We start from the raw sequence: 20577 nt of genomic DNA on the forward strand, positions 1-20577 counted from the left end.
CCTGCTTCCTACAGCAACGGTGCGATTAAGCGACTGAGGTCTTCTGCGAGACCTTTTAAGTAACGCTGACGCACTAGATCCTCTTTTTTAAGCTGGGTACAGCGTGATGAAACGTCCTGTATCCAGCTTTTTACTTCATCGATATCTTGCGGCGAGTAGAAGAATGCGGCGACTTCGAAGTTAACAAACAGACTGCGTAGGTCCATGTTGGCGGATCCTGTCATCGCCATTTTCTCGTCAACTAGCATCGCCTTGCCGTGTAGCATTTCTGGTTCGTATGCTAGGATTTGAACTCCTGCTCCGGCGAGTTCATGGAGGAAGTGTTTGCGGGCGAGGTCTGTGATGCGGTGGTTCGATTTCTTTGGTACGATCAATCTGACTGCTTTTCCGCTTCGCGCTTTCACGCTGAGGGTGCGCAGAAGAACTTCGTCTGGTATGAAATAGGGGGTGACAATTGTGACCGAGTGCTCTGCGTCTTGGATGCTAGCTAGGACTTTCTCGTAAAGCGGATCGTCTGGAGTATCGGGACCGCTTGCCATAATTTCGATTGTGGAGGTACCTCCTTCGACGGGGGGTAATGTTGGTTGCTGAATTGCTTTGTATCCACGTTTTCGCGACGCGAAAGCCCAGTCTTCTTCGAATATTGTATTGAGTGCCGTCACTGCGGGGCCAGTGATTGAGACTCCGAAATCGGTCCAGCGGCGTCTGGATTGAGTGGGGCCCATGTATTCACGACCGATATTTCGCCCGCCAATGATTGCGGTTGATTTGTCGAAGATGGCTATTTTGCGATGGTTGCGAAGGTTGCTCGCTCCAGGGAATGCGATGGGAAACACTGGCATGAATCGCTCGATACGTCCGCCGGCTTTTTCGAGGTCTAAAATGTAGAGGGTCTTTTTTCCCCAAGAGCCAAGGGCGTCGAGTAGCAGTCGAACGTGCACTCCTTCTTTCGCTTTTTTCGAGAGTTCTTTTACGACGCGGCGCCCGACGGCATCGTGGCTGAGGATGAAGGTTGTTATGTCGATTGAGGACTTTGCGTTTTGTATCGAATCGATGAGTACGTTGTAGGCGTCTGTCGCGTTAGGAATGAACTTTGTGCTATTTCCTTGGGCGACTACGCCGAATGGAGAGATTGTGAGTGAGTCATCCTTAGGCGTGAGTTGATGGAGTCTTAGGGATTTCTTGTCGCGACTTAGCTTCTGAATCTTTCGCCCGCCGATTAGCAAGAAGAGGGGAACTCCGATATAAGGGGCTAGAATGATTATAAGTAGCCAAGCGAAGGTGTTGCTGGGACGTCGCTTTTCGCGCATGAGGCGAGCGATCAAAATGATACCGAGACCGAGGCCGATGATGGCGCCGAGGTGGGGGAGGATGGTATCGAGCAGGATTTGAGGGCTCACGCTAGGTTGGTTTATCCGAGTGGTAGGGCGATTCCTTCGTGTTCGAGCATCCACTGCTTTCGCCAGACTCCGCAAGCGAAACCGACGAGGTTGTTGTTGGTGCCGATAACGCGGTGGCAAGGGACGACGATGGGGATGGGATTTCGGTTGTTGGCTCCGCCTACGGCTCTGGATGCGGTGGGTTGCCCGAGCTCAAGGGCGATTTGGCCGTAAGTCTTGGTGGAGCCGAATGGAATCTTAGATAAGCGATCCCAAACTCTTTTTTGGAATTCGGTGCCTTCGGGAGCGATGGGCACCCTAAAAATCTTCAGTTGCCTTTTGAAGTAGGCGTCTAATTCCGTAGCGAGAGCTGTTAGGTGGGGATTGCTGTTCGAAACGTTTGGGTTCTCTCTTTTCGTTTCGTCGAGAAACTGGATGCGGCTGATACCAGCATCCGTTGCGGTAAGGCGCAGCAGGCCGATTGGGCTTTTGAAGAGAATCTCGTCCACTCTGCCCAGCACATTGCTAGGTTTTGCCGTAGACGCAAACTTTAGTCTGACAAGGGGCGCGACTAGTAGGCGCTCTTAGGAGGGAAGATAACAGCCTTTGCGGTACGGATCACAATCTTGAGATCGAGCATGAAAGACCACGTATTGATATACTTGATATCGTGGGCTATGCGTTGCTTGAGGTGCTCGGGCTCGTTGATTTCTCCTCGGAGACCAAGTGATTGGGCAAGTCCCGTAATTCCTGGTTTTACGAAATGGCGAGTGTAGTAGACCTGGAGCTTTTCGGAGAACTCGCGATCGTGGTCGATCAAGTGTGGTCTTGGACCGGATACGCTCATCTCTCCTAGCAGTACGTTGATAAACTGTGGAAGTTCGTCGAGGGAGGTCTTTCTGAGGAGGGCCCCGAAGGCGTAGATGCGGGAGTCGCCACGAGTCGCTTGCTTCGCTACGTTCTTCGCGTTTGCATCTGAGACGTGCATGGTCCGGTACTTGATAATATGGAACGTCCGCTTGGTCATTCCGGTACGCGGCTGAGCGTAGAAGATGGGGCCGGGGGACTGTTTCCTTTGGAGAGCCCAGACGATAAGGGTGAGCGGCGGGAGCACGAACGCGACGATCGGGAGCGATATGGCGATGTCGAAGCAGCGTTTCAGCACGCGGTTGATAGGATTTTCCAGCGGTTCGTCCTCGTAGGTGAGGAATGTGTAGTCTCCTTCGTGCTCGACGATGATGCGCTGTTGGAAATCGGCCTGCCAGTTGTTGTAGATGCGAACGCGGCAGCCTGCCTTCTGGCTGATGGCCATGGCGCGCTGGGCGCTTTGCGCGGAGAGGGCGCGATCAACCACCACGACTTGTGAGATCTGCTTTTCCTCGAGGGTATCGGCTAGCTGGTCGATGGTGCCGAGGCAAGGGATGGGCTGTTCGCTTTCTGGCGGGCAAGGATTCTCGCCCACGTAGCCGACGAGCTCGATGCCGTAGTTGGCTTTGTTTGTGATCCAGTTGTCGAGGCTGGCGAGCGATTCGGTTGATCCGACGATGATGGTGGGGATTACCTGTGTCTTGAAGCTGAGTCGGCAAAGGTGCTTGGGCAGGATCTTGTTCATTGCGAACAAGAGGATGAATGATCCTGCGAAGTAGGAGCTCAGGAAGAGTCGGCTAACCTCAGTGTCTTTCAGGGCAAATACGACCGCGAGCTGGAGCAGCATAATTCGGATTAGCTGCTGGAAGGTGAGCCGGAACGTCTTGTACCAGCCGAGACTGACGAAATCTTCCGCGTAGCTTTTAAGCAGGCGCATGTTCACGAACGACCCGATCACGATTCCCGCCATGTACAGATTGAAATGATCCAGTCTGAGGCGGTAGCCGAAATATTCGAAAAGGTGTCGGGTGAAAAGGAACAGGAAGAGCAGGCAGGCGGTTTGCCAGAGGCCGTGCAGATTGAGTATTCCTTCTTGGCGGTTCTTGAGCATGGTAACGTCAGGCGTAAAAAAGACGTTATCAGACTCTTAAGTATTAGGCGCTAGCGCAATTGAAAATGTGAGTGTTGCCTAGTTGTGCATGGGGCGGATTACTCTGGATTCAGGGGAACCCTGATAGAGTATTCAGAATGGGCGCCTAGTGTGGGGCGTCAGGTTACAATAGGGTGACGGCCGCTCCTCGAGCGGAAGTCAAATGGTAACGGGACTTTTTCTGCTGCTGTCCGGAAGGGCAGCTAGAGGGCCTTTTTGTAGTTTCGTCCGTCCGCTGTACGGAAAACGAGGTCGGTTTCGGTGAACCCGACGAGTCGGAGATCGTGCTCGAGATCGATAACGTCCCCGATGCGACGAATTTTGCCGTTTAGGAATACGCGCGTGTCTTTGCCTGCCTTGCGAATGCCTTGGATTGAGTAGGCGTCGACGATGTCCTGAATTTGGGAGATTGTGGAGAGCTTGGCCTGCGTGTCCGCTGGTGGTTGCTCTTGGGTTTCGGGGGCTGCAGTTGCCGGGGCGGTGCTCTCCGAAGCGGATCGTTTTTCTCGTTCCGCAAGCATTTGCTGTACGGTGGAAAGCTCTTCTTGTGTCAGGCTGGTGAGGATGCTTTCCCTGGGGTCTTCCTGTTCGGCAGGGGCGCTAGGGCTTGGGGCGGGTGCGCTTGCCAGGCTGGTTTGAGCGGGGGCTTCGGAGCGAGCTAGGTCTTGGTTTCCTTGTTCAAGGAACCCGTTTCCGAAGTAGAATATGGCGGTGACGGAGGCGGCAAGCAGCATGCCCATTCCGGTGAAACCGATCAGCAGAACGGCTAGATTGCTGTTTTGTCTGCGGTGAGCGAACTGAGCGACCATGGGAGCTTGTGGCGTGTTTGCTCCTTGGCGTTTTTGTTGTTCGAGCTTAAGGGCTTGATTGATGAGGCTCATGGTTCCGTCTCGGTTTGGTTGATTCGTTAGCTAACTAGCTAAGAAACGGCTTCCGAGACGCTTTATTAAGCTCAGGCCCTTCTGGCGCTGGGAAAATCGGACTGAAATGAGCGAATTGCTCGGTGAGAGCTACTTGAAATCGAGAGTTTTGATTTCTTTGAGCGCGGCCCGGACATCCTTCCAAGTGACGACTTCGCTGCTTCTGATATAGGAGGAGAGCAGGGATTTATCGCAGATGTTGTTCACTATTCTAGGTACGCCCTTGGATTTCCAGCTGATCCAGCGCACGGCCCAGCTCGTGAAGAAGGGGATGCCTTGTCCTCCGGCCATAGCGATGCGGTGGTGGATGTATTGTTCGACTTGCAGTCGATTGAGGGGGCGAAGTTCGGTGTGGACCAGGATGCGTTGGCGGAGTTGGCGGAGTCGCTCTTCGGCGAGGATCTCTTTGAACTCCGGCTGCCCCATAAGGATGATCTGAAGGAGCTTTTGCTTGTCGGTCTCGAGATTGGAGAGGAGTCGAAGTTGCTCGAGCAGTTCGAAGGTCAGGTTTTGAGCTTCGTCGATGATGAGCAGGATGTCTTTGCCGGCTTGGATCTTCTCGAGCAGCAGGTCGTTTACCTGCTGGACAAGCCCGCCGCGGCTGCGGCTCATGGTACCGGTTGCCCCGAGCTCGGTCAGGATCGTTTTGAGGAGCTGAGTTTCTGTGATACGGGGATTTAGGATCAAGGCGATCTCGTGTTTCTCCTCGTCGATCTCGTTTATGAAGTGGCGGCAAAGGGTTGTTTTTCCGCAGCCGACCTCTCCTGTTAGTACGATGAAGCCCTTCCGTTCTGCCACTCCGTACTTGAGATGTTGGAGCGCTTCTTGGTGCGTTGGGCTTAGGTACAGGAAGTTGGGATCGGGAGTGATATTGAAGGGCATCTCCCTGAGACCGTAGAAACTTTGGTACATTGCGGGAAAATTTCCGTGAATTGCCTAGGCCTTACAATTATTTTTTTGCAATAAATCGCTGGTTCCCTGTAGTTACGGACTGATTCAAGAGATGAGAGCCAGTCGATTTACAAATATCCTTTTTGCGTTCCTGTTTGTAGGGGCGGGTGTGTTTGCGGCGGTTTTCTTGTATCGAGATTACCAACACTTCGATAATCTGCGTTCGGAGAACGTGCAACTTTCGAGTCGCCACGCTGCATTGGCAGAGGAATCTGCCAAAAGGGAAGGCCAACTGGACAAGTTGCAGGGGGACAAGGAGTATATCGAGTCGGTTATCCGTACTAAGCTCAACTACGCGAAGGAAGGTGAAGTGATCTTCCGCTTCGAGCGCTAAGGCGTATTCGGGGATCTTGGCGCGTTTTTGTGATTAGAAGATTGTTGCCATTTCAGTTCCGGACTGAGAAGCATGCTGCCTTAGTAGCATTGAATTATGGATAATAAGCAGCGATTTGAGTCTCAGGGACAAGGTCAGGTTTTCCGTTTTTGGGACGGATTAAGCGAAGAGGAGAAAGCGAACCTGGATTCGCAGGCGTCCGAGATCGATATCGAGGAGCTGGACCGTTTGGTCGCGACTCTCGTTAAGTCGGAGGAAAAGGAAGAGGGGATCGATTTCTCCGCTCTTGAGCCAGCTCCTTATGTGTCGATTCCGGCTGATCTGGATGAGGACGAAGAGTGGCAAGAAGCCAAGCGGATTGGCGAGGAAGCTCTCCGAGCTGGCAAGGTAGCGGCGTTTACCGTTGCCGGCGGTCAAGGAACGCGACTTGGATACAATGGACCGAAGGGCACGTATCCAGTCACTCCTGTCAAAAACAAGACGCTTTTCCAGGTATTCGCGGAAAAGATACAAGCGGCTCGGGTCGCCTACAGCTGCAAGCTGCCTTGGTTTGTGATGACCAGCGATATCAACCACGAGGCGACAGTTTCGTTTTTCGAGAAAAACAAGTATTTCGGTCTAGCTGAGGGCTCGGTGACCTTCTTCCGCCAAGGCCGTATGCCGGCGGTGGATAGCGAGGGTAAGATCATCCTCGAAGCGAAAGGGAGCATTGCCATGAGCCCGGATGGGCATGGCGGGGCGCTTCGTGCTTTGGATCGCAGCGGTTCTTTTCAGGCTATGGTAGACGATGGTATCGAGGTGCTCAGCTACTTTCAGGTGGATAATCCGTTGGTGCAGCCGGTTGACCCGTACTTTATCGGTTTTCACATCAAGTCCGGTTCGACGCTTTCTAGCAAGATGCTGCCAAAAGCGTACGAAAAGGAGAAATTGGGTCACTTCTGCGTACTCGATGGCGTAAGCCAAGTTGTCGAGTACAGCGATATGCCGGATGAGCTCTGCGCGCTTCGGGATGCGGATGGTCAGCTTTCGTTCCGTGCGGGAAGTATCGCAATTCACATCATATCGGTAGATTTTGCGCGTTCCCTTGTCGCTCCAGGTAGCACAGTGGCGCTTCCGTTCCACCGAGCGGACAAGAAGATCCCGTTCGTGGATGCCGATGGCAACACCCAGAAGCCGGATACGCCAAATGGTATCAAGTTTGAGATGTTCATTTTCGACTCGATCCCATTTGCGGAAAAGCCGTTGGTGATTGAGACGACCCGTTTGGCGGATTTCAGCCCTGTGAAGAACGCGGAAGGCGTCGATTCTCCAGAAAGCTGCAAGGGTGACCAGATGACGCTTTTCCGCCAGTGGTTTGATGCAGCGGGGATCGAGTTGCCGGCCGATTTCGACCAATCGATAGAGGTTTCACCTCTATTCGCTACCGACGAGGCCGGGTTTGTTGCGGCTTGGAAGGAAAACCCGACCGCTCTGGATCTTTCCGCTCCGATCTACATCGGCTAGAGCAACGAATTGATAGTAAAGCTCTTTCCCATTTGCCCCGGAATCTTCCGGGGCTTTTTTGTCTAAAAATTGATGAGAGATGAGGAGGTTCGGCTTGCGGTTGGAGCGTTGAGTTGGTTGGGTCCGAGTCTACCCATTCAACCTCCCTGCCTTTTTAATGTCCTTATCCTCGATTACCTGTTTGGTAGTTGAATCAGATTCGCAACGAGCGGAACAGATCCTCGATCACCTAAAGTTTTCGGATAGCGTAGAATTTCTTTGCTATCACGCGGCTAACTTGCGCGAAGCGAAACGCTCTCTCGTTCGGACGAAGGCGGATTTGGTGATTTCGAAGGGTGTTTTGCCGGAAGCGGACCATTTGGATATCTTGTCTCGGTTTCGATTTGGAGATGCAGAACCTTTGGTGATTTGCCTTCTGGAGGACGAGGAGCAGTCGGTCATTCTAGATGCTTCGAAGAATGGGGCGGACGACTATCTCTTCTACAAGGATTTGAACGAGGCGAGTCTCTTGGAGTCGATCACCCATGCCTTTGAACGGCGAGAGTTGTTGGACGAGTTGAAGTCTGTTCAATCTGGTCCGGGAGAGGGGAAGGCTGTTTATCGCGGCCTGCTGCATTGTTTGGATGTCGCCTTGTTTGTGGTTTCGCGTCCGGACGGAGAACTATTGTTCAACAACAAGGTTGCTGACGCTTGGTTTGGCGAATCGAAGTCGTCGACCTTGATGGAGCTGTTCGACTACGGCATTTTAGAAGCGGACGCGATTGAGGTGGAGGTCGCGACTGAAGCGGTCGCGGTGCCCAACGCGGAATTGCGAGCGGTTCAGCTGGAATGGAAGGGGCGGGATTGTTCGCTGGTGACGCTGCGGAATATTTCTAAGCGAAAACGTGCCGAAGAGGCGTATCGTTCCAGCCAGCGGCGATTGGATCTGGCGATCAAGGCTTCGAACCTCGGGTTATGGTCATGGAACCTGCGGGAAAACCAGCTGCATTTCAGCGAGCAGTGGAAAGGGCAGCTCGGTTATTCTGGTAGTGAGTTTCCAAGTACGGTTTCGACTTTCAGGGAGCATCTTCATCCGTCGGATGCCGAGGAAGTGGAGACGGTTTTTTCGCAAGTGCTCAGGTGTGAGATTTCTGAGGTCGAGCTGAAGTATAGGATGCGTTGTAAGGATGGCGGCTATCGTCGTTTTCTTTGTCGGGCGGAGTGTTTTCCTGATGACTCTGGGAGACTTTCTAGTCTCGTTGGATCGCACGTTGACATCACGGAGGCTGCGGGAGCGAGTTTTGAGACTTCGTTGAGTGGCAAGCTGAGTGTGCGTATGGAACGGATCGCGGCGGAGATTGAAGATAATGCGAGGCAGCTTAAGGAGAACTTTCGTGGTGACTCAGCAATCGTGGAACGTATCCAGGAATTGGAGAGGTTGTCCTCGAGCTTTACCTGCCTCAATGAAGTGCTGCAGTTGGATGCCCCCAATAGTGATCATGCTTTGGAGCCGATCGATTTAAGCTCGGAACTGGAGGAGCTTTATCGAGCTCAATCGAGTTTATTGCCTGCAAAAACGGAAATCGTGCTCGCCGAGCAGGAGGAAATTCATGTCCATGGCATGTCTCGCCGGAACTTGCTTTTCGCTCTAACCGAGGCGTTGGTTTGTGTGCGGGACGCGGTTAATCCTGATTTTCGGAGCCGTATCCGCGTATCAACTTTTCATGACGCTGGAAAGGGAGGCTGTGCGTGCGTGCAATTGCGCTACATGGGCAACGCCATCAGTAATGCCGAGTTGCTAGCCCTCTCGAAAACTCCACTTGTTTCGGTGTCCAGTTCGGTTGGTACTTCGACTGCTGAGCTTAGAGTGTACTTCGGCTCTGAGGATAAACCGAGAAATGAAGCGGACAAAGAGCGCTCGCTTGCTTTGCTCGCTGAAGATGAAGGTGTATTGAGGTTGGCGATACGTACCATGTTGGAGTCTTTGGGCTACGAGGTCGTGATCGCTAAGGATGGCGAGGAGGCGGTGGAAGAGTATGCTCGTCTGAAGACGGAGCTCGATCTTGTCTTGGTTGATATGCAGATGCCTTATGTGGACGGATATGGAGTTGTTTCTTCGATTCGCGCGACGGACGAGGAGCTGCCGATAATCCGAATGAGCGGAGATACGAATGACGAGTACGCTGATCGCCTTCCGCTTGATGATGATTTTAGCACGTTCTTGTCCAAGCCGTTTGGGATTTCGGATCTCAAGAACGCGGTCGATACAATCGCCAAAAGGGCGATCGTTTAGGTACGAAAAAGCCTCACGCGTTTGGGCGTGAGGCTTGATTGAAACTGTTTGCTGCTCCGTCGCCTTTAGATGAGCGAAAGGGCAGGTGTTTCGAGCAAGGTCTTGAGGGCTTGGAGGTACTCCGCACCGACTGCTCCATCAACTGCACGGTGGTCGCAGCTAACGCCGATTGTCATGATCTGGCCAGGAACGATCTCGCCGGCTTCGTTGACGATTGGCTTGGTCTGTGTGGCACCGACTGAGAGGATGCCGGCGTTTGGCGTGTTGATGATGCCGTAGAAGCTGCTGATACCGTACATGCCGAGGTTTGTGACAGTGAAGGTGCTGTCGGACATTTCCGCTGGGCTGAGCTTCTTGTTGCGAGCCTTGCCGATGAGTTCCTTGGCTTCGATGGCGATCTGCTTGAGTGTCTTGCTTTCCGCGTTGCGGATAACGGGAGTGAGCAGGCCGTCTTCGATAGCGACGCCGAAGGCGAGGTTAACCGATCCGTTTTGGCGGATGGTGTTGCCTTGCCACGCGCGATTCATGGTTGGAACGCGGCGGAGGGCTTCGGCTGATGCCTTAAGGATGAAGTCGTTAACGGTGAGCTTGATGCCGCCGCCGTGCTCGGCGGGAACGTTGGCGAGGTCGGCGTTGATCTTGGCCCGAGTTGCTAGGAGGTTCGCTGCATTGACTTCTATCTGAAGGTAGAAGTGAGGAGCGTTGACCTTAGACTCTACGAGGCGAGTAGCGATAACGCCGCGCATTGTAGAGACGGGAAGATCTGCGTCTTCGGCGATCGCGAGTCCAGGTAGTGTAACCGGCGCAGCGGCTACAGGTGCTGGGGCTGCTACAGGAGCGGCAGCTCCGCCAGACTTAGCGTCGATAACGTCCTGCTTTACGATACGGCCGTTTGGTCCGGAACCGATGATGCCAGCGAGGTCGATGCCTTCTGCCTTTGCGAGCTTCTTGGCAAGCGGGGAAGCCTTGATGCGGCTATCGCTTGAAGGGGTAGAAGCAGGTGAAGAGGGAGAAGTAGAAGAAGATGCTGCGGGAGCGGCTGCTTCTGCGGGAGCTTCTTCGCCAGCGGCTGCAGGAGCAGCGGCTGCAGGAGCAGCGGCTGCATCTGGAACTTCAACTTCTTCTCCTTCTTCGCCGATAGCGGCGATAGGAGCGCCGATTGCGACTTGGTCGCCGGCCTTCGCGATTTGCTTGAGGAGGATGCCGTCTTCGAAGGCTTCCAGTTCCATGGTTGCCTTGTCGGTTTCGATTTCAGCAATCACGTCGCCGGACTCGATGGCGTCGCCTTCGTTTTTGAGCCAGTTTGCCACTGTTCCGACCGTCATTGTGTCGGAGAGCTTCGGCATGTCGATGAATGTAGCCATTGTCTAAAGTAAGGATTAAGAATTAAGAGCGAAGAGGTGATTACATGATGCCGAGGACCTTTTCTACGACCGTAGATGCCTTGGGGAGCTGTTCGGGCTCGAGGGCTGGGCTGTAGATGGCGGGAGCATCGATGGTGGAGATACGCTGGATCGGCGCGTCGAGGTAGTCGAAGGCCTTGTTCTGGATGGTGTAGGCGATTTGAGCGTCTACGCCACAGAATGGGCGATTCTCTTCCACGAGAACTGCGCGGTTGGTCTTCTTGACCGACTCGAGAATGGTTTCCTCGTCGAGTGGGCGGATGGAGCGGAGGTCAACGACTTCAGCACTGATGTTGTGTTCTTCCTCGAGGACCTGGGCTGCGGTGAGAGCGACAGGAACGGATGGGCCGTGGCAAACGATGGTGACGTCGGTACCTTCCTTCTTGATGTCGGCCTTGCCGAGTGGAATGACGTACTCTTCTTCCGGTACTTCGCCGGTGGTTCCGTAGAGGAGGGTGGACTCCATCACGTAAACTGGGTCGTTGTCGCGGATCGCAGCCTTCATGAGCCCCTTGGCGTCGTAAGGTGTCGCTGGGCAAACCACCTTGAGACCGGGCATGTTGGCGATAAGGTTCTCCGGAGTGTGGGAGTGAGTCGCACCAACGTTGGTGCCGCCGTTGGCAGGACCGCGGATAACGATCGGTACGTTGATCAGGCCACCTGACATGTAGCGTACGCAGCCGGCGTTGTTGATCATTTGATCCCACGCAACGTATGCGAAGCTCCAGAACATGAGCTCCATAACGGGGCGAACGCCGAGCATGGAGGCGCCGATACCCATGCCGATGAAGCCGGCTTCGGAAATCGGAGCGTCAACGATGCGCTTCGGGCCGTAGCGCTCGAGGAGACCTTCGGTCACCTTGTAAGCGCCGTTGTACTGGGCTACTTCTTCGCCGATGATAACGACGTTTTCGTCGCGCTCGATTTCTTCGGCGAGCGCGTCCTTGATTGCCTGTCTGTAAGAGATCTCTGGCATTTTAAATCGTGTCCTGTGTGAAAATTAGTCGTTGAAGAAGAGGCGACCTTCGGAGGTGCGCTTGTCTGGATTGTCCGCTTCCCAGTATACGTCCTCGGTGATGGACTCGACTGGTGGGAATGGGCTCTCGTCTGCGAATTGGGCTGCTACTTCAGCTTCTTGCTTCGCTTCGGAGTCGATCACCTTCATCTCGTCCTCGGACATGATCTTGGAGTCGAGGAGGTAGAGGCGGTAGACGTTGAGCGGATCGTGATTCTTGCGGTAGTCGTCGATCTCTTCCTTGGTGCGGTACTTCTTGGCGTTCGCGTCGGCGACGGAGTGGCCTTGGTAGCGGTAAGTGTGGATCTCGAGGATGGTTGGCTTGGATTCTTCGTGAGCCCGCTTGATGGCGCGGCCGACACCGTCGCGGATCGCGAAGATGGATTCGCCGTTGATGTTTTCCCAGGCCATGTTGTAGCCCTCGGCACGAGCGGCGAGACCCTCCTTCGGGTGTGAGGAGGAACGCTCTTGGGACGTACCCATGGAGTAGCCGTTGTTCTCGATGATGAAGATTGCTGGAAGATCCCAGAGCGCCGCGATGTTGTAGGCTTCGTGCACGGCGCCTTGGTTGATCGCTCCATCGCCCATGAATGCCATGGCGGAACCGATGTTGCCCTTATACTTTACGCCGTAAGCGAGGCCAACTCCGAGAGGGATCTGGCCGCCGACGATTCCGTGGCCGCCCCAGTAGTTCTTGTCGGGAGCGAAATAGTGCATGGAGCCGCCCTTGCCCTTGGAGCATCCGGTCGCCTTGCCGAGTAGCTCGGCCATGCACTCGTTCATGTTCATGCCAACTGCGAGGCCGTGACCGTGGTTGCGGTAGGCGGTGATCATGTGATCGTGGTCGCCCATGAGGGAGGCGCAGCCAACTGCGATGGACTCTTGTCCAATGTAAAGGTGGAGGAAGCCGCCGATCTTTCCTTGCTGGTAGACGCGGAGCGAACGCTCTTCGAAGCGACGGATGCGAACCATGTCGCGGTAGAACCCGAGGAGCTCATCCTTTGAGAGGTCCTTGTTGATAGGCAGTTTCGCTTCTTTAGCCAGATTTGAACTCTCTGGCTTTACGCGTTTCTTTGGCGTGGTTTTTGCGCTCACTTTTCTGTTTCTAATTCTCTGTGTTGGAGAAGGAAGTTCTCGGAAAAACTGGGGATTGAAGGTGTTGGCCGCTTCGAGACAACAACAAAGCTTCTTATTGAAGAGGGATTATTTGGTAGGAAACGCTCACGATTAGTCGTTTTGCGGCATTTCATGAACGGAATTGTCGGAAGGGATAAGGCCTTCGATCTCGAATTCCAGAGGTTTGCCCGGTTGACAGTCGACCTTGAGAGCCACGAATCGGTCATGGAAACGGTCATAAATTTCCCATAGCCCCTGGCGGTCGGTTTCGGGGATGGCGAGCGAGTCAATTTCTTCGCGCGTGTAGAACGCGAATGCGCCTTCGTCGATCTGTTCGGGCAGGGTGTCGAGCGCTTTTGAGCAGTCGAACAAGAACATAAGCCAGTGGCCTTTGCCTTCGTAGGCTTTTTCCGCGGCCATGCAAAACAGGTGTAAGTCCTTCTCTGTGAGTTCGATGCCGGTCTCCTCTTTCGCTTCACGAATGGCGCACTCGAAGGGGGACTCGCCGGTGGGCATCTCGAGTTTGCCGCCGATCGGGCTCCAAAGGCCTTTGTTCGGTTCCTTTGCTCTTTGGAGCATCAGGAAGCGGCCGGTCTTGTCCTTGAGGAAAATGAGAACGCTGATCTTATATTGCATTTGTCGCTAGGCGAGGGGAGTAGGGGCGAGGCGCGAGTTGGGCAAGTTGAATTGGGGAAACTCCCGCAAGAATTGAGATTCGCTTGATCTCTGAGGGATATGCAGGGATTGGTTTGTCGATGATGCGGTTTGTTTGTGCCTTTCTTTTACTGCTGATTGGAAGCTGGCCGGCCTTGGCGAGGGCGGCGGAAGTCGAGCTGGTGAAGCTGGATTTCGATCTGGTTGAAGCGCCTGGTGGGCGTGACCCTTGGTATCAGATCGCCTTGACGCTGAGCGTCGAACGCGGCGAGCGCGCTAGTGGAGCGAATCCGCGATTTATGGACGATTTGGAGGTTCGCTTTTCGTTTGCGACATCAGCTGAGACTCAGGCTGGATTACGCTATCGTTTTTATTCTGCTGCGGCTGAATATCCAACTCTAGAGGTGGGGCGGCATGTGGTGCGGTATTATTTGCCCCCAGAGCTCGTCAAGCGCGATCGCGTGCGTGGTGAGCCGTTTGCGTTTGTCGCTGAAGTGCTTGCCGGAGAGGATGTTGTAGAATCGGTTTTGTCGGACAATCTGAAGGATCGTTCGAACTTGGCTAACTTCAGGGAGCGTTTGAGATCAGGCGAGAATTCGGTTTTGAGGTTGCAGGACGAGACTCCTTTCGCTTGGTCGAGCCCCCGGGACACTCCGGTTGCGAAGCGACGTCAATTTTAGGGCTTGAATTTTCGCCCTGTTTATCGCCTAGGGCAAAGTCTGTAGCCTGTTTGGCGCTTAATTGTAAGTCCCTATTATTTAACGATTTTAGCTTGTAATGGCTAGTTGTTAAAAAAGAATGAAGTCTCGTAGTCGACTCCCTCTATCCGCATGCCAAGTCCACACTTCCTAGCGATCAGCCTTGGGGCTAATCATCTCTGCTCGGTTCATCTGAAGATGAATCCTAGCGGTCGCTGCGAGCTGTTGGACTACCAGATCGACGCGGTGGAGTTTTCGTCGCATGACCCGCTGCTCTGGCTGAAGGCCACTTCTTCGCATCTTGACGCGGTTGCATTGAGATTTCGCGGCGAGTTGTCTGCAGGGTTTTCGATCCCTGGCCATGTGGCTTTGTGTAAGTATCTCAAGATCCCTCAGGTCGCATCCAGCAAGCGCTCGAAGATTGTAGCGTTTGAGGCGAAGCAGAATATTCCTTATCCGATCGAGGAGGTCACTTGGGGGCATGAGGTTATTGAGGAGGACGACTTGGACTTCGATGCAGTGATCGGGGCCTCGCGTACCGAGATTGTGGAGACAATCGCCCGTTACAGCAAAGACTCTGAAATCAACCTGCGAGGGATCGAGCCTTCCGCCACGTCGCTTGTGAATGTCTTTCGCTACAATCACGCGGAGGAAAAGGGGTGTTTCTTGATGGTGTCTGTTGGAGCGAAGTCGACGGACTTGGTCTATGTTGACGGAACGCGATACCATAGCCGAAATGTTCCGTTTGGGGGGCAGTCTATCAGCAACGAGATCGCCGAGCTTCTAGGGGTAGGCGTGAGCGAGGCTGAGCGTATTAAGATATCGGCTACAAGATCGGAGGTCCTCTCTTCAGATGAGTACACCGCTTTTGAAAATGCTAAGCGAAATTTCGAAACGCGATTGGGGACGGAGATCGTTCGGACGTCGGCTGTTTTAAAGCGGCAAGGGTTCTCTTTTGTTCCAGAGGGAATATTTCTGGTAGGAGGTGGCTCGGCGTTGCCAGGTCTCGATTCGCTTTTGGAGAAGAAGGTAGGAGTGTCTGTCAGGCCTTTGGATGCTCTGCGGCGGATAGCGGTTTCTGAAGAACTGTCGGCCGAAGAGCTAGAGCGGGATTCGATATTTTTGTCAGATGCAATCGGCATGGGGGTTGGGCGGTTTATGCCTGATGGCGCTTCGCTAGACTTGACGCCCCGTAGCCTCGTTTGGCAACGCAAGTTCCGACGCCAGCAGCCTTTCTATATTTTGGCAGGGCTGGTTGCTTGTGGCGCAGTGGGGCTTCCTATCTTGAATACGGCTCTTGAGTTGAGAGCGTATGAGCAGGAGTTGCAGAACTTGGATGTGCAGATTCAGCCGTTGCGTCAGATCAACCAAAAGATCTACGACAAGACAGAGCAGATTAAGCAGATACGCAGTGTTGTGGAAAAAGCCTCCACTATCGCGGAGGCTCGATCGACTTGGCAGAAGGTATTGAACGATCTGCAATCGCGACTCGCGGCGGTGGAGGATGTCTGGTTGGACAATCTGAGATTGGAGCGTCCTGGCAATGTGCAATCCAGCGGTCGCGGGGTGGCGCGTATCCAGAATAAGGATGCGAACACAAGGATTCAATTGGTCGGGCGCTTGATTGATGTCTACAATCCCGTCTCAAGTGTCAGTCCGCACTCGTATGAGCGTGTGAAGAACTTGCTGGAGAGCTTTAGAAGCTCGGATTTTGTGGCAGCCCTTGAGGATGAGGACTTCGATTATTCGGTTCCTGGGATACTCAAATTTGATTTCACGCTGGTGGTAAAGGAGGAGGTCCCGCTTTGAGGGAATCGCTGTTATGAGTTTCTTCCGGAAAAATCCCATCTTTTACACTGTGCTCCTGTTGCTGTCGGGGGCTTGTATGGCGGGCTTGTGGTACTTGGCGACTTTGAGGGGCGACCTTGCTGGGTTTAAGGCTTCGTATGCGACTAAGGCGTCGCAGTATGATCGCTATCTCGCAGCTCGTCCATCTCCCACGCGTTCAAACCTGGAAGCGCTGGAGGAGAACTACCGCGAGTTGTATGAAGTCTTCGAGCGGACAATGGGTAGTTTGAATTTGAATACTTTCGATGAAGCTGGATTTTACGGGAGTACTCCAGTGTCGAGGGCTGACTGGTCTTTCGAACTGCACAAGTACAAGGAGAACGCTCGCTATGCTGCTTTGAGTAACTCGATCGAGTTGTCGGAAGAGGTCGATTTTGGTTTTGACGATTACGCGGCAGGTGGACCGCCACCGGAAAATGGCAAGGAAGTGCATGAGCAGATTGTGATCGCTTCTAACTTGCTGGAGACTCTGTTTGATTCGGGAATCAGATCTTTCGTGAAGGTTCAGCGCGGGATAAAGCCAAACAGCGGTGCTGGGGCTTCGGTGGGAGGACGTCCGGCTGATCGCTTGTTTGGAGACGGGGAGAAATTCGCAGTCGTGCCAGGTCAGAGTTTGAGCATACCGGGGACTATTGATAGCTACGTTTTCAGGCTGGTTTTTCGGGGACAATCGATTGCTTTGCGTGGTTTTTTAAATCGCATCGCTAATTCGCCCCTTCCGTTTGTTGTGCGTGGAGTTGAAGCGGGTCTGGCTAGCGAGGGGGGCGAGAAGGTCGGACTGGAGACTTTGGCTGAGAACCCGTTTGCTCAAGATGCTTCCGGAATCGCTAGCCAAGTAGCAGGGGTTCCGATCATCTCAGACAATACCTCGTTGTTCGTGGTGACAGTGGAGTTTTTGCAGTTGTCTGTTGAGGTGCCAGCTCCTGATTCTGAGGAGGGGAATAACAATGCCTAGGCTTAGAGTGACAGAGTTTCTAGACAAAATCGTGCTTCTGGTTGCGATGATCGTTTTTACTTGGGTAGGAACCCGAGCGATCATCGAGGTTCGAGAATTGGACGGGATTGCAGGGCAAGGGCGTGAGCTACTCTCGGAGCAAAAGGTTAATGCTCCGACATACGAGCTAGCTGCTCCGGATGGGAGCGGCGTCAATTGGCGACCTGCGGAGAGTCAGAGCAGGGGTGATGATTGGTTGTTTGATGTTTTTACCCCGCCGGTGATTTACTATGATCCGAACTCTCGGGAATTCGCCGTGACCCCTCCGAGTATACAGACTGTTGATACAGGAGAGAATCTTTGGGCTGCGTTTGATGTTGAGCTTCTGGAGGTTCGTCAGCGCCCATATAAGTTGCAGCTCGTCGGCTATGCTGGCTCCCAAGGGAGCTACATTGCTTATTTTGAGAATACGGAAACGGGTGCTCTCGTCTATTTGAAAGAAGGACAGGAAGAGCCGGAGCTAGGGGTTCGCTTGACCGCTTTTCAGGAGCAGCAAATCGAAATTAAGAAAGAGGATGACACGCCGGTGGTTGAAAATGTCGGTGTTGCTCGAATTGCGGATTACGCGAGTGGCCAGGAAGTTAGCCTCACCAATATGGAGACGAAGATGTTTTCGGATCTTGAGGCCAAAATCAGATTGTTGCCGGGAGGAGTTGTTCGCTATGTGCAAATCGGCAGTAGGCTGGAGCTCGAGTCGGGCGACTACATTGTGGAGGATCTGTCCGCCCAGCCACCCGAAGCCATGATCACCAAAATTTCCAAGGACGGAGCCCGGCGCTTTTCGCGTACGTTAACCCCTGCGGCTCCCACTGAACTAAAACCCAGAGGGAGTCGCCAAAAAGAAATTCCTCAAAGCCCTTTCGCGATTAGGCCGCGATCCCAGAGCAAGAAAACGAATGGATAATCGTTTGCTCAACGGCCGTTGCAAAATCCCACCAGCCACATGATTAAGAAAACTCCTATACTCAGAACCTTCGCGCGTTTCCTATGCAGCTTTGTCGTGCTCCTGTTCGCGAGCAGCGTGTATGCGGACGATGATACGGAAATGAAGATCAAGCTTATGACGGAGGCGTTGCAAGCTCGTGATTCGGGGAACTTGCTCCTTGCCAAAGCGAAGCTGGAGCAGCTCGTCGAGATCGCTCCCAATGACGCATCCGTAAAGCGGATACTCGCAGGTGTCGAAAACATGATCGCCAACGATGGTGCTAGCGGGGATCAAGGGGTGTCGGCTCAGGAGGATCGGCATGCGGCGTTGCAGCGTGAAGCTGAATACCTCGCCAGTTTGGAGTCCGAGCGAATCGAGAAATCCATGCAAAGCTCTCGCGAGATGCGCGAGGTGGCTCGTCGTCAAGCGAACCGTGGGGAATACGATGCTGCGCTTCGCACTATCGGGATCGCTATTTCGGGACTCGACCCAAATCCTATGACTCAGGTGTTGATTGAGGAGCTCAAGCGCGACGAGAGGGAGTTTCTGCGTCAGCGTTCACAGTATTCCGCAACGACGGCCAATGGTTCCCCAGACTCGATCTCCCTGCACGAGGCGAGCCCTGATTTCGTGAAGCTGCAACAGCAAATCGAGGTGCTCAATCTCCGTGGCCGTAGCCAATTCTTCGCTGGGGATATCGAAGGGGCTGAGGCTACGTTTAAGCAGATTGAAGCGCTTGATCCGAACAATTCGATGGCGAAGGATTTCCTGATCAAAATTGCCCGCGAGCGGCAGGAAATGGGGCACTTGAATAAGTTGAAGACTCGAGAGCAGTTATTGCAGGAGGTTTCGAACTCTTGGCAGCGCCCGAGTATCTATGAGGAGCGCCCTGGTATCGAGACTGTAGATACGGTAGTACTTCCGTTGACGGAAAAGTTGAATCGTATCATTATCCCAAGCGTGAATTTCACGGAGGTGGAATTGAGTAAGGTCGTTAATACACTGAGTGCGATTTCAGAGCAATTCGATGCGACCGGATTAGGTGTGAAGGGAGTGAATCTCGTATTGATCGACCCGGAACGCGCGGATCCCACTGTAAATATCACGCTTCGTAATCTCTCGTTGAAGCGAATCTTGGACTTTATCGTGGATTCGGTTGGCTTCCAATATGAGGTGGAGGCGGATGCGGTTGTAGTGCGTCCTGGCGGAGAGAACACAAATCTGGATACGGAGTTTTTCCCAATCTCACGCTCGACGGTTATTCGCATGACTGGAGGGTCCTCCGGTGGCGGTGTTTTTGATGATCCATTTTTCAACGACGACGGTTCTCGCGTTCGTGAACAGGGAGTCGCAAATGATGCTCAGACGATTCGAGGCTTCTTGCAGCAGGCTGGTGTGGACTTCTCGGGTATCGAAGGGTCGACTCTTGCTTACGATGGTTCGGCGATGATCGTGACTCAAACGCGTCGAAATTTAGAGCGTATCCGAAATATCCTTAACCGCTACACTGATGTGAAGCAGGTTGAGATCGAAGCTAAGTTCTTGGAAATTCAGGAGGGCACTCTGGAAGAGCTCGGCTTTGACTGGATTGTGGACGAGCGTGGTTCTCCTGGGGATCCGCAGTACGAAACGGGTGAGGTTTATCAGACTTCATTTCGGACGCTCGCGGAGGCAGCATCGCCAACGAATGCGAGCAGCGCGATCATCGTGAACGATGAGGTGATCGATAATATTTCTCCCCCGGAGTTGCCTGGTTCGAAGTTGTTGGGAGCTGGCACTGTGCCTTTCACCAGCGTAATTGGAAGTATTGATGGGGTGGATTTGAATGTAACGATCCGCGCTCTTTCTCAGCAGTCTGGCTCGGACCTTTTGAGCGCGCCTAAGGTAACGGTACTTTCTGGCAATGAGGCGAAAATCAACGTGAGCCAGGAGTTTCGTTACCCAACGAGATTCTCAGATACTGAGAGTGATGTGGGGAGTACGCGTGGCGATTCTGGTAGCGCGGGTGTGACGATTACACCTGGGACGCCGGAAGATTTCGAAACTCGAAACATCGGGGTCGAGTTGGCGGTGACGCCTATTGTTGAGGAAGACGATTACAGCATCACGCTTGACCTGAATCCGCGCGTTACTGAATTCGAAGGTTTTGTCGAGTATGGCGGGCCGAGTATCGCGATGACTCAGGATCGTGTCGTTAAGACTCCGTCTGGCTTCTATCAGCCGATTTTTGCAGTTCGCGAGGTTGATACTAAGGTTACGATCTGGGATGGAGCGACTGTTGTTATGGGCGGGATGACGCGCGAGGATGTTGTTTCCGTCAGTGACAAGGTTCCGTTCCTTGGGGATATTCCGTTCATGGGAAGACTGTTCCGTTCGGAGGGAGAGAGCTCGGCGAAGCGGAACTTGTTGATCTTTGTGACGGCGAATCTGGTAAGCCCTGGCGGATCTCCAAAGCGTCAGACGCTAAGGGGCGTGCAGCCTGGGTCTCTATTTCAGAATCCGACGCTTGTTACTCCAGGAGGCAGCGAGTCCCGCAGCCAGTAGATTT

17 protein-coding genes are annotated in these 20577 nt (G+C 53.5%); 8 read left to right on the top strand and 9 right to left on the bottom strand.

Annotated features, from left to right (window positions below; all coding sequences use genetic code 11):
• Positions 1–8: 8 nt before the first annotated feature.
• The 5 genes from JIN87_RS05435 to JIN87_RS05455 all read right to left on the bottom strand — a co-directional run bounded on the left by JIN87_RS05435 (position 9) and on the right by JIN87_RS05455 (position 5228).
• Positions 9–1400, bottom strand: a complete 1392-nt coding sequence (locus JIN87_RS05435) for a phospholipase D-like domain-containing protein (RefSeq protein WP_200354516.1) — start codon at positions 1398–1400, stop codon at positions 9–11.
• An 11-nt stretch (positions 1401–1411) separates the two neighbouring features.
• Entirely contained in the window at positions 1412–1897 is a 486-nt protein-coding gene (locus JIN87_RS05440; RefSeq protein WP_234033252.1) for a methylated-DNA--[protein]-cysteine S-methyltransferase, read from the bottom strand.
• Positions 1898–1950: 53 nt separating this feature from the next.
• Entirely contained in the window at positions 1951–3357 is a 1407-nt protein-coding gene (locus JIN87_RS05445; RefSeq protein ID WP_200354518.1) for a sugar transferase, read from the bottom strand.
• 242 nt (positions 3358–3599) lie between these two features.
• Positions 3600–4277, bottom strand: coding sequence for a hypothetical protein (locus JIN87_RS05450; protein WP_200354519.1), 678 nt, complete (start codon positions 4275–4277; stop codon positions 3600–3602).
• A 129-nt stretch (positions 4278–4406) separates the two neighbouring features.
• Complete coding sequence (locus tag JIN87_RS05455; protein WP_200354520.1) at positions 4407–5228, bottom strand: ExeA family protein; 822 nt, start codon at positions 5226–5228, stop codon at positions 4407–4409.
• A gap of 91 nt (positions 5229–5319) precedes the next feature.
• Here JIN87_RS05455 and JIN87_RS05460 point away from each other — a divergent pair, with 91 nt between their 5' ends.
• From JIN87_RS05460 to JIN87_RS05470, 3 genes are all read left to right on the top strand, one after another.
• Positions 5320–5601, top strand: coding sequence for an FtsB family cell division protein (locus tag JIN87_RS05460; protein ID WP_200354521.1), 282 nt, complete (start codon positions 5320–5322; stop codon positions 5599–5601).
• A 96-nt stretch (positions 5602–5697) separates the two neighbouring features.
• Entirely contained in the window at positions 5698–7104 is a 1407-nt protein-coding gene (locus tag JIN87_RS05465; RefSeq protein ID WP_200354522.1) for a UTP--glucose-1-phosphate uridylyltransferase, read from the top strand.
• 157 nt (positions 7105–7261) lie between these two features.
• A complete protein-coding gene (locus tag JIN87_RS05470; protein WP_200354523.1) occupies positions 7262–9376 on the top strand; it encodes a response regulator in 2115 nt (704 codons plus the stop codon).
• A gap of 65 nt (positions 9377–9441) precedes the next feature.
• Here JIN87_RS05470 and JIN87_RS05475 read toward each other — a convergent pair whose 3' ends face one another.
• From JIN87_RS05475 to JIN87_RS05490, 4 genes are all read right to left on the bottom strand, one after another.
• Entirely contained in the window at positions 9442–10740 is a 1299-nt protein-coding gene (locus JIN87_RS05475) for a dihydrolipoamide acetyltransferase family protein (RefSeq protein WP_200354524.1), read from the bottom strand.
• 40 nt (positions 10741–10780) lie between these two features.
• Positions 10781–11755, bottom strand: a complete 975-nt coding sequence (locus tag JIN87_RS05480; RefSeq protein ID WP_200354525.1) for an alpha-ketoacid dehydrogenase subunit beta — start codon at positions 11753–11755, stop codon at positions 10781–10783.
• Positions 11756–11779: 24 nt separating this feature from the next.
• The gene (gene pdhA / locus JIN87_RS05485; RefSeq protein ID WP_325176368.1) at positions 11780–12889 is read right to left on the bottom strand and encodes a pyruvate dehydrogenase (acetyl-transferring) E1 component subunit alpha; all 1110 of its coding nucleotides are present in this window, start codon (positions 12887–12889) and stop codon (positions 11780–11782) included.
• Between the two features lie 132 nt (positions 12890–13021).
• The gene (locus tag JIN87_RS05490; protein ID WP_200354526.1) at positions 13022–13546 is read right to left on the bottom strand and encodes an NUDIX hydrolase; all 525 of its coding nucleotides are present in this window, start codon (positions 13544–13546) and stop codon (positions 13022–13024) included.
• 83 nt (positions 13547–13629) lie between these two features.
• On the opposite strand from JIN87_RS05490, the gene JIN87_RS05495 reads away from it, so the two are divergent.
• The 5 genes from JIN87_RS05495 to JIN87_RS05515 all read left to right on the top strand — a co-directional run bounded on the left by JIN87_RS05495 (position 13630) and on the right by JIN87_RS05515 (position 20573).
• Positions 13630–14244, top strand: coding sequence for a hypothetical protein (locus JIN87_RS05495; protein WP_200354527.1), 615 nt, complete (start codon positions 13630–13632; stop codon positions 14242–14244).
• A 150-nt stretch (positions 14245–14394) separates the two neighbouring features.
• On the top strand, positions 14395–16071 hold the full coding sequence (pilM, locus tag JIN87_RS05500) for a pilus assembly protein PilM (RefSeq protein WP_200354528.1): 1677 nt from the start codon (positions 14395–14397) through the stop codon (positions 16069–16071).
• 49 nt (positions 16072–16120) lie between these two features.
• Complete coding sequence (locus tag JIN87_RS05505) at positions 16121–17065, top strand: Amuc_1100 family pilus-like protein (protein WP_200354529.1); 945 nt, start codon at positions 16121–16123, stop codon at positions 17063–17065.
• Positions 17058–18008 carry a hypothetical protein gene (locus tag JIN87_RS05510; protein ID WP_200354530.1) on the top strand — a complete coding sequence of 317 codons (951 nt, stop codon included), beginning with the start codon at positions 17058–17060 and terminating at the stop codon, positions 18006–18008. The genes JIN87_RS05505 and JIN87_RS05510 overlap by 8 nt, the downstream gene beginning before the upstream one ends.
• A gap of 39 nt (positions 18009–18047) precedes the next feature.
• Entirely contained in the window at positions 18048–20573 is a 2526-nt protein-coding gene (locus JIN87_RS05515; protein WP_200354531.1) for a hypothetical protein, read from the top strand.
• Positions 20574–20577: the final 4 nt, after the last annotated feature.

The sequence above is a fragment of the Pelagicoccus mobilis genome, assembly GCF_016595505.1.
Lineage (GTDB): Bacteria > Verrucomicrobiota > Verrucomicrobiia > Opitutales > Opitutaceae > Pelagicoccus > Pelagicoccus mobilis.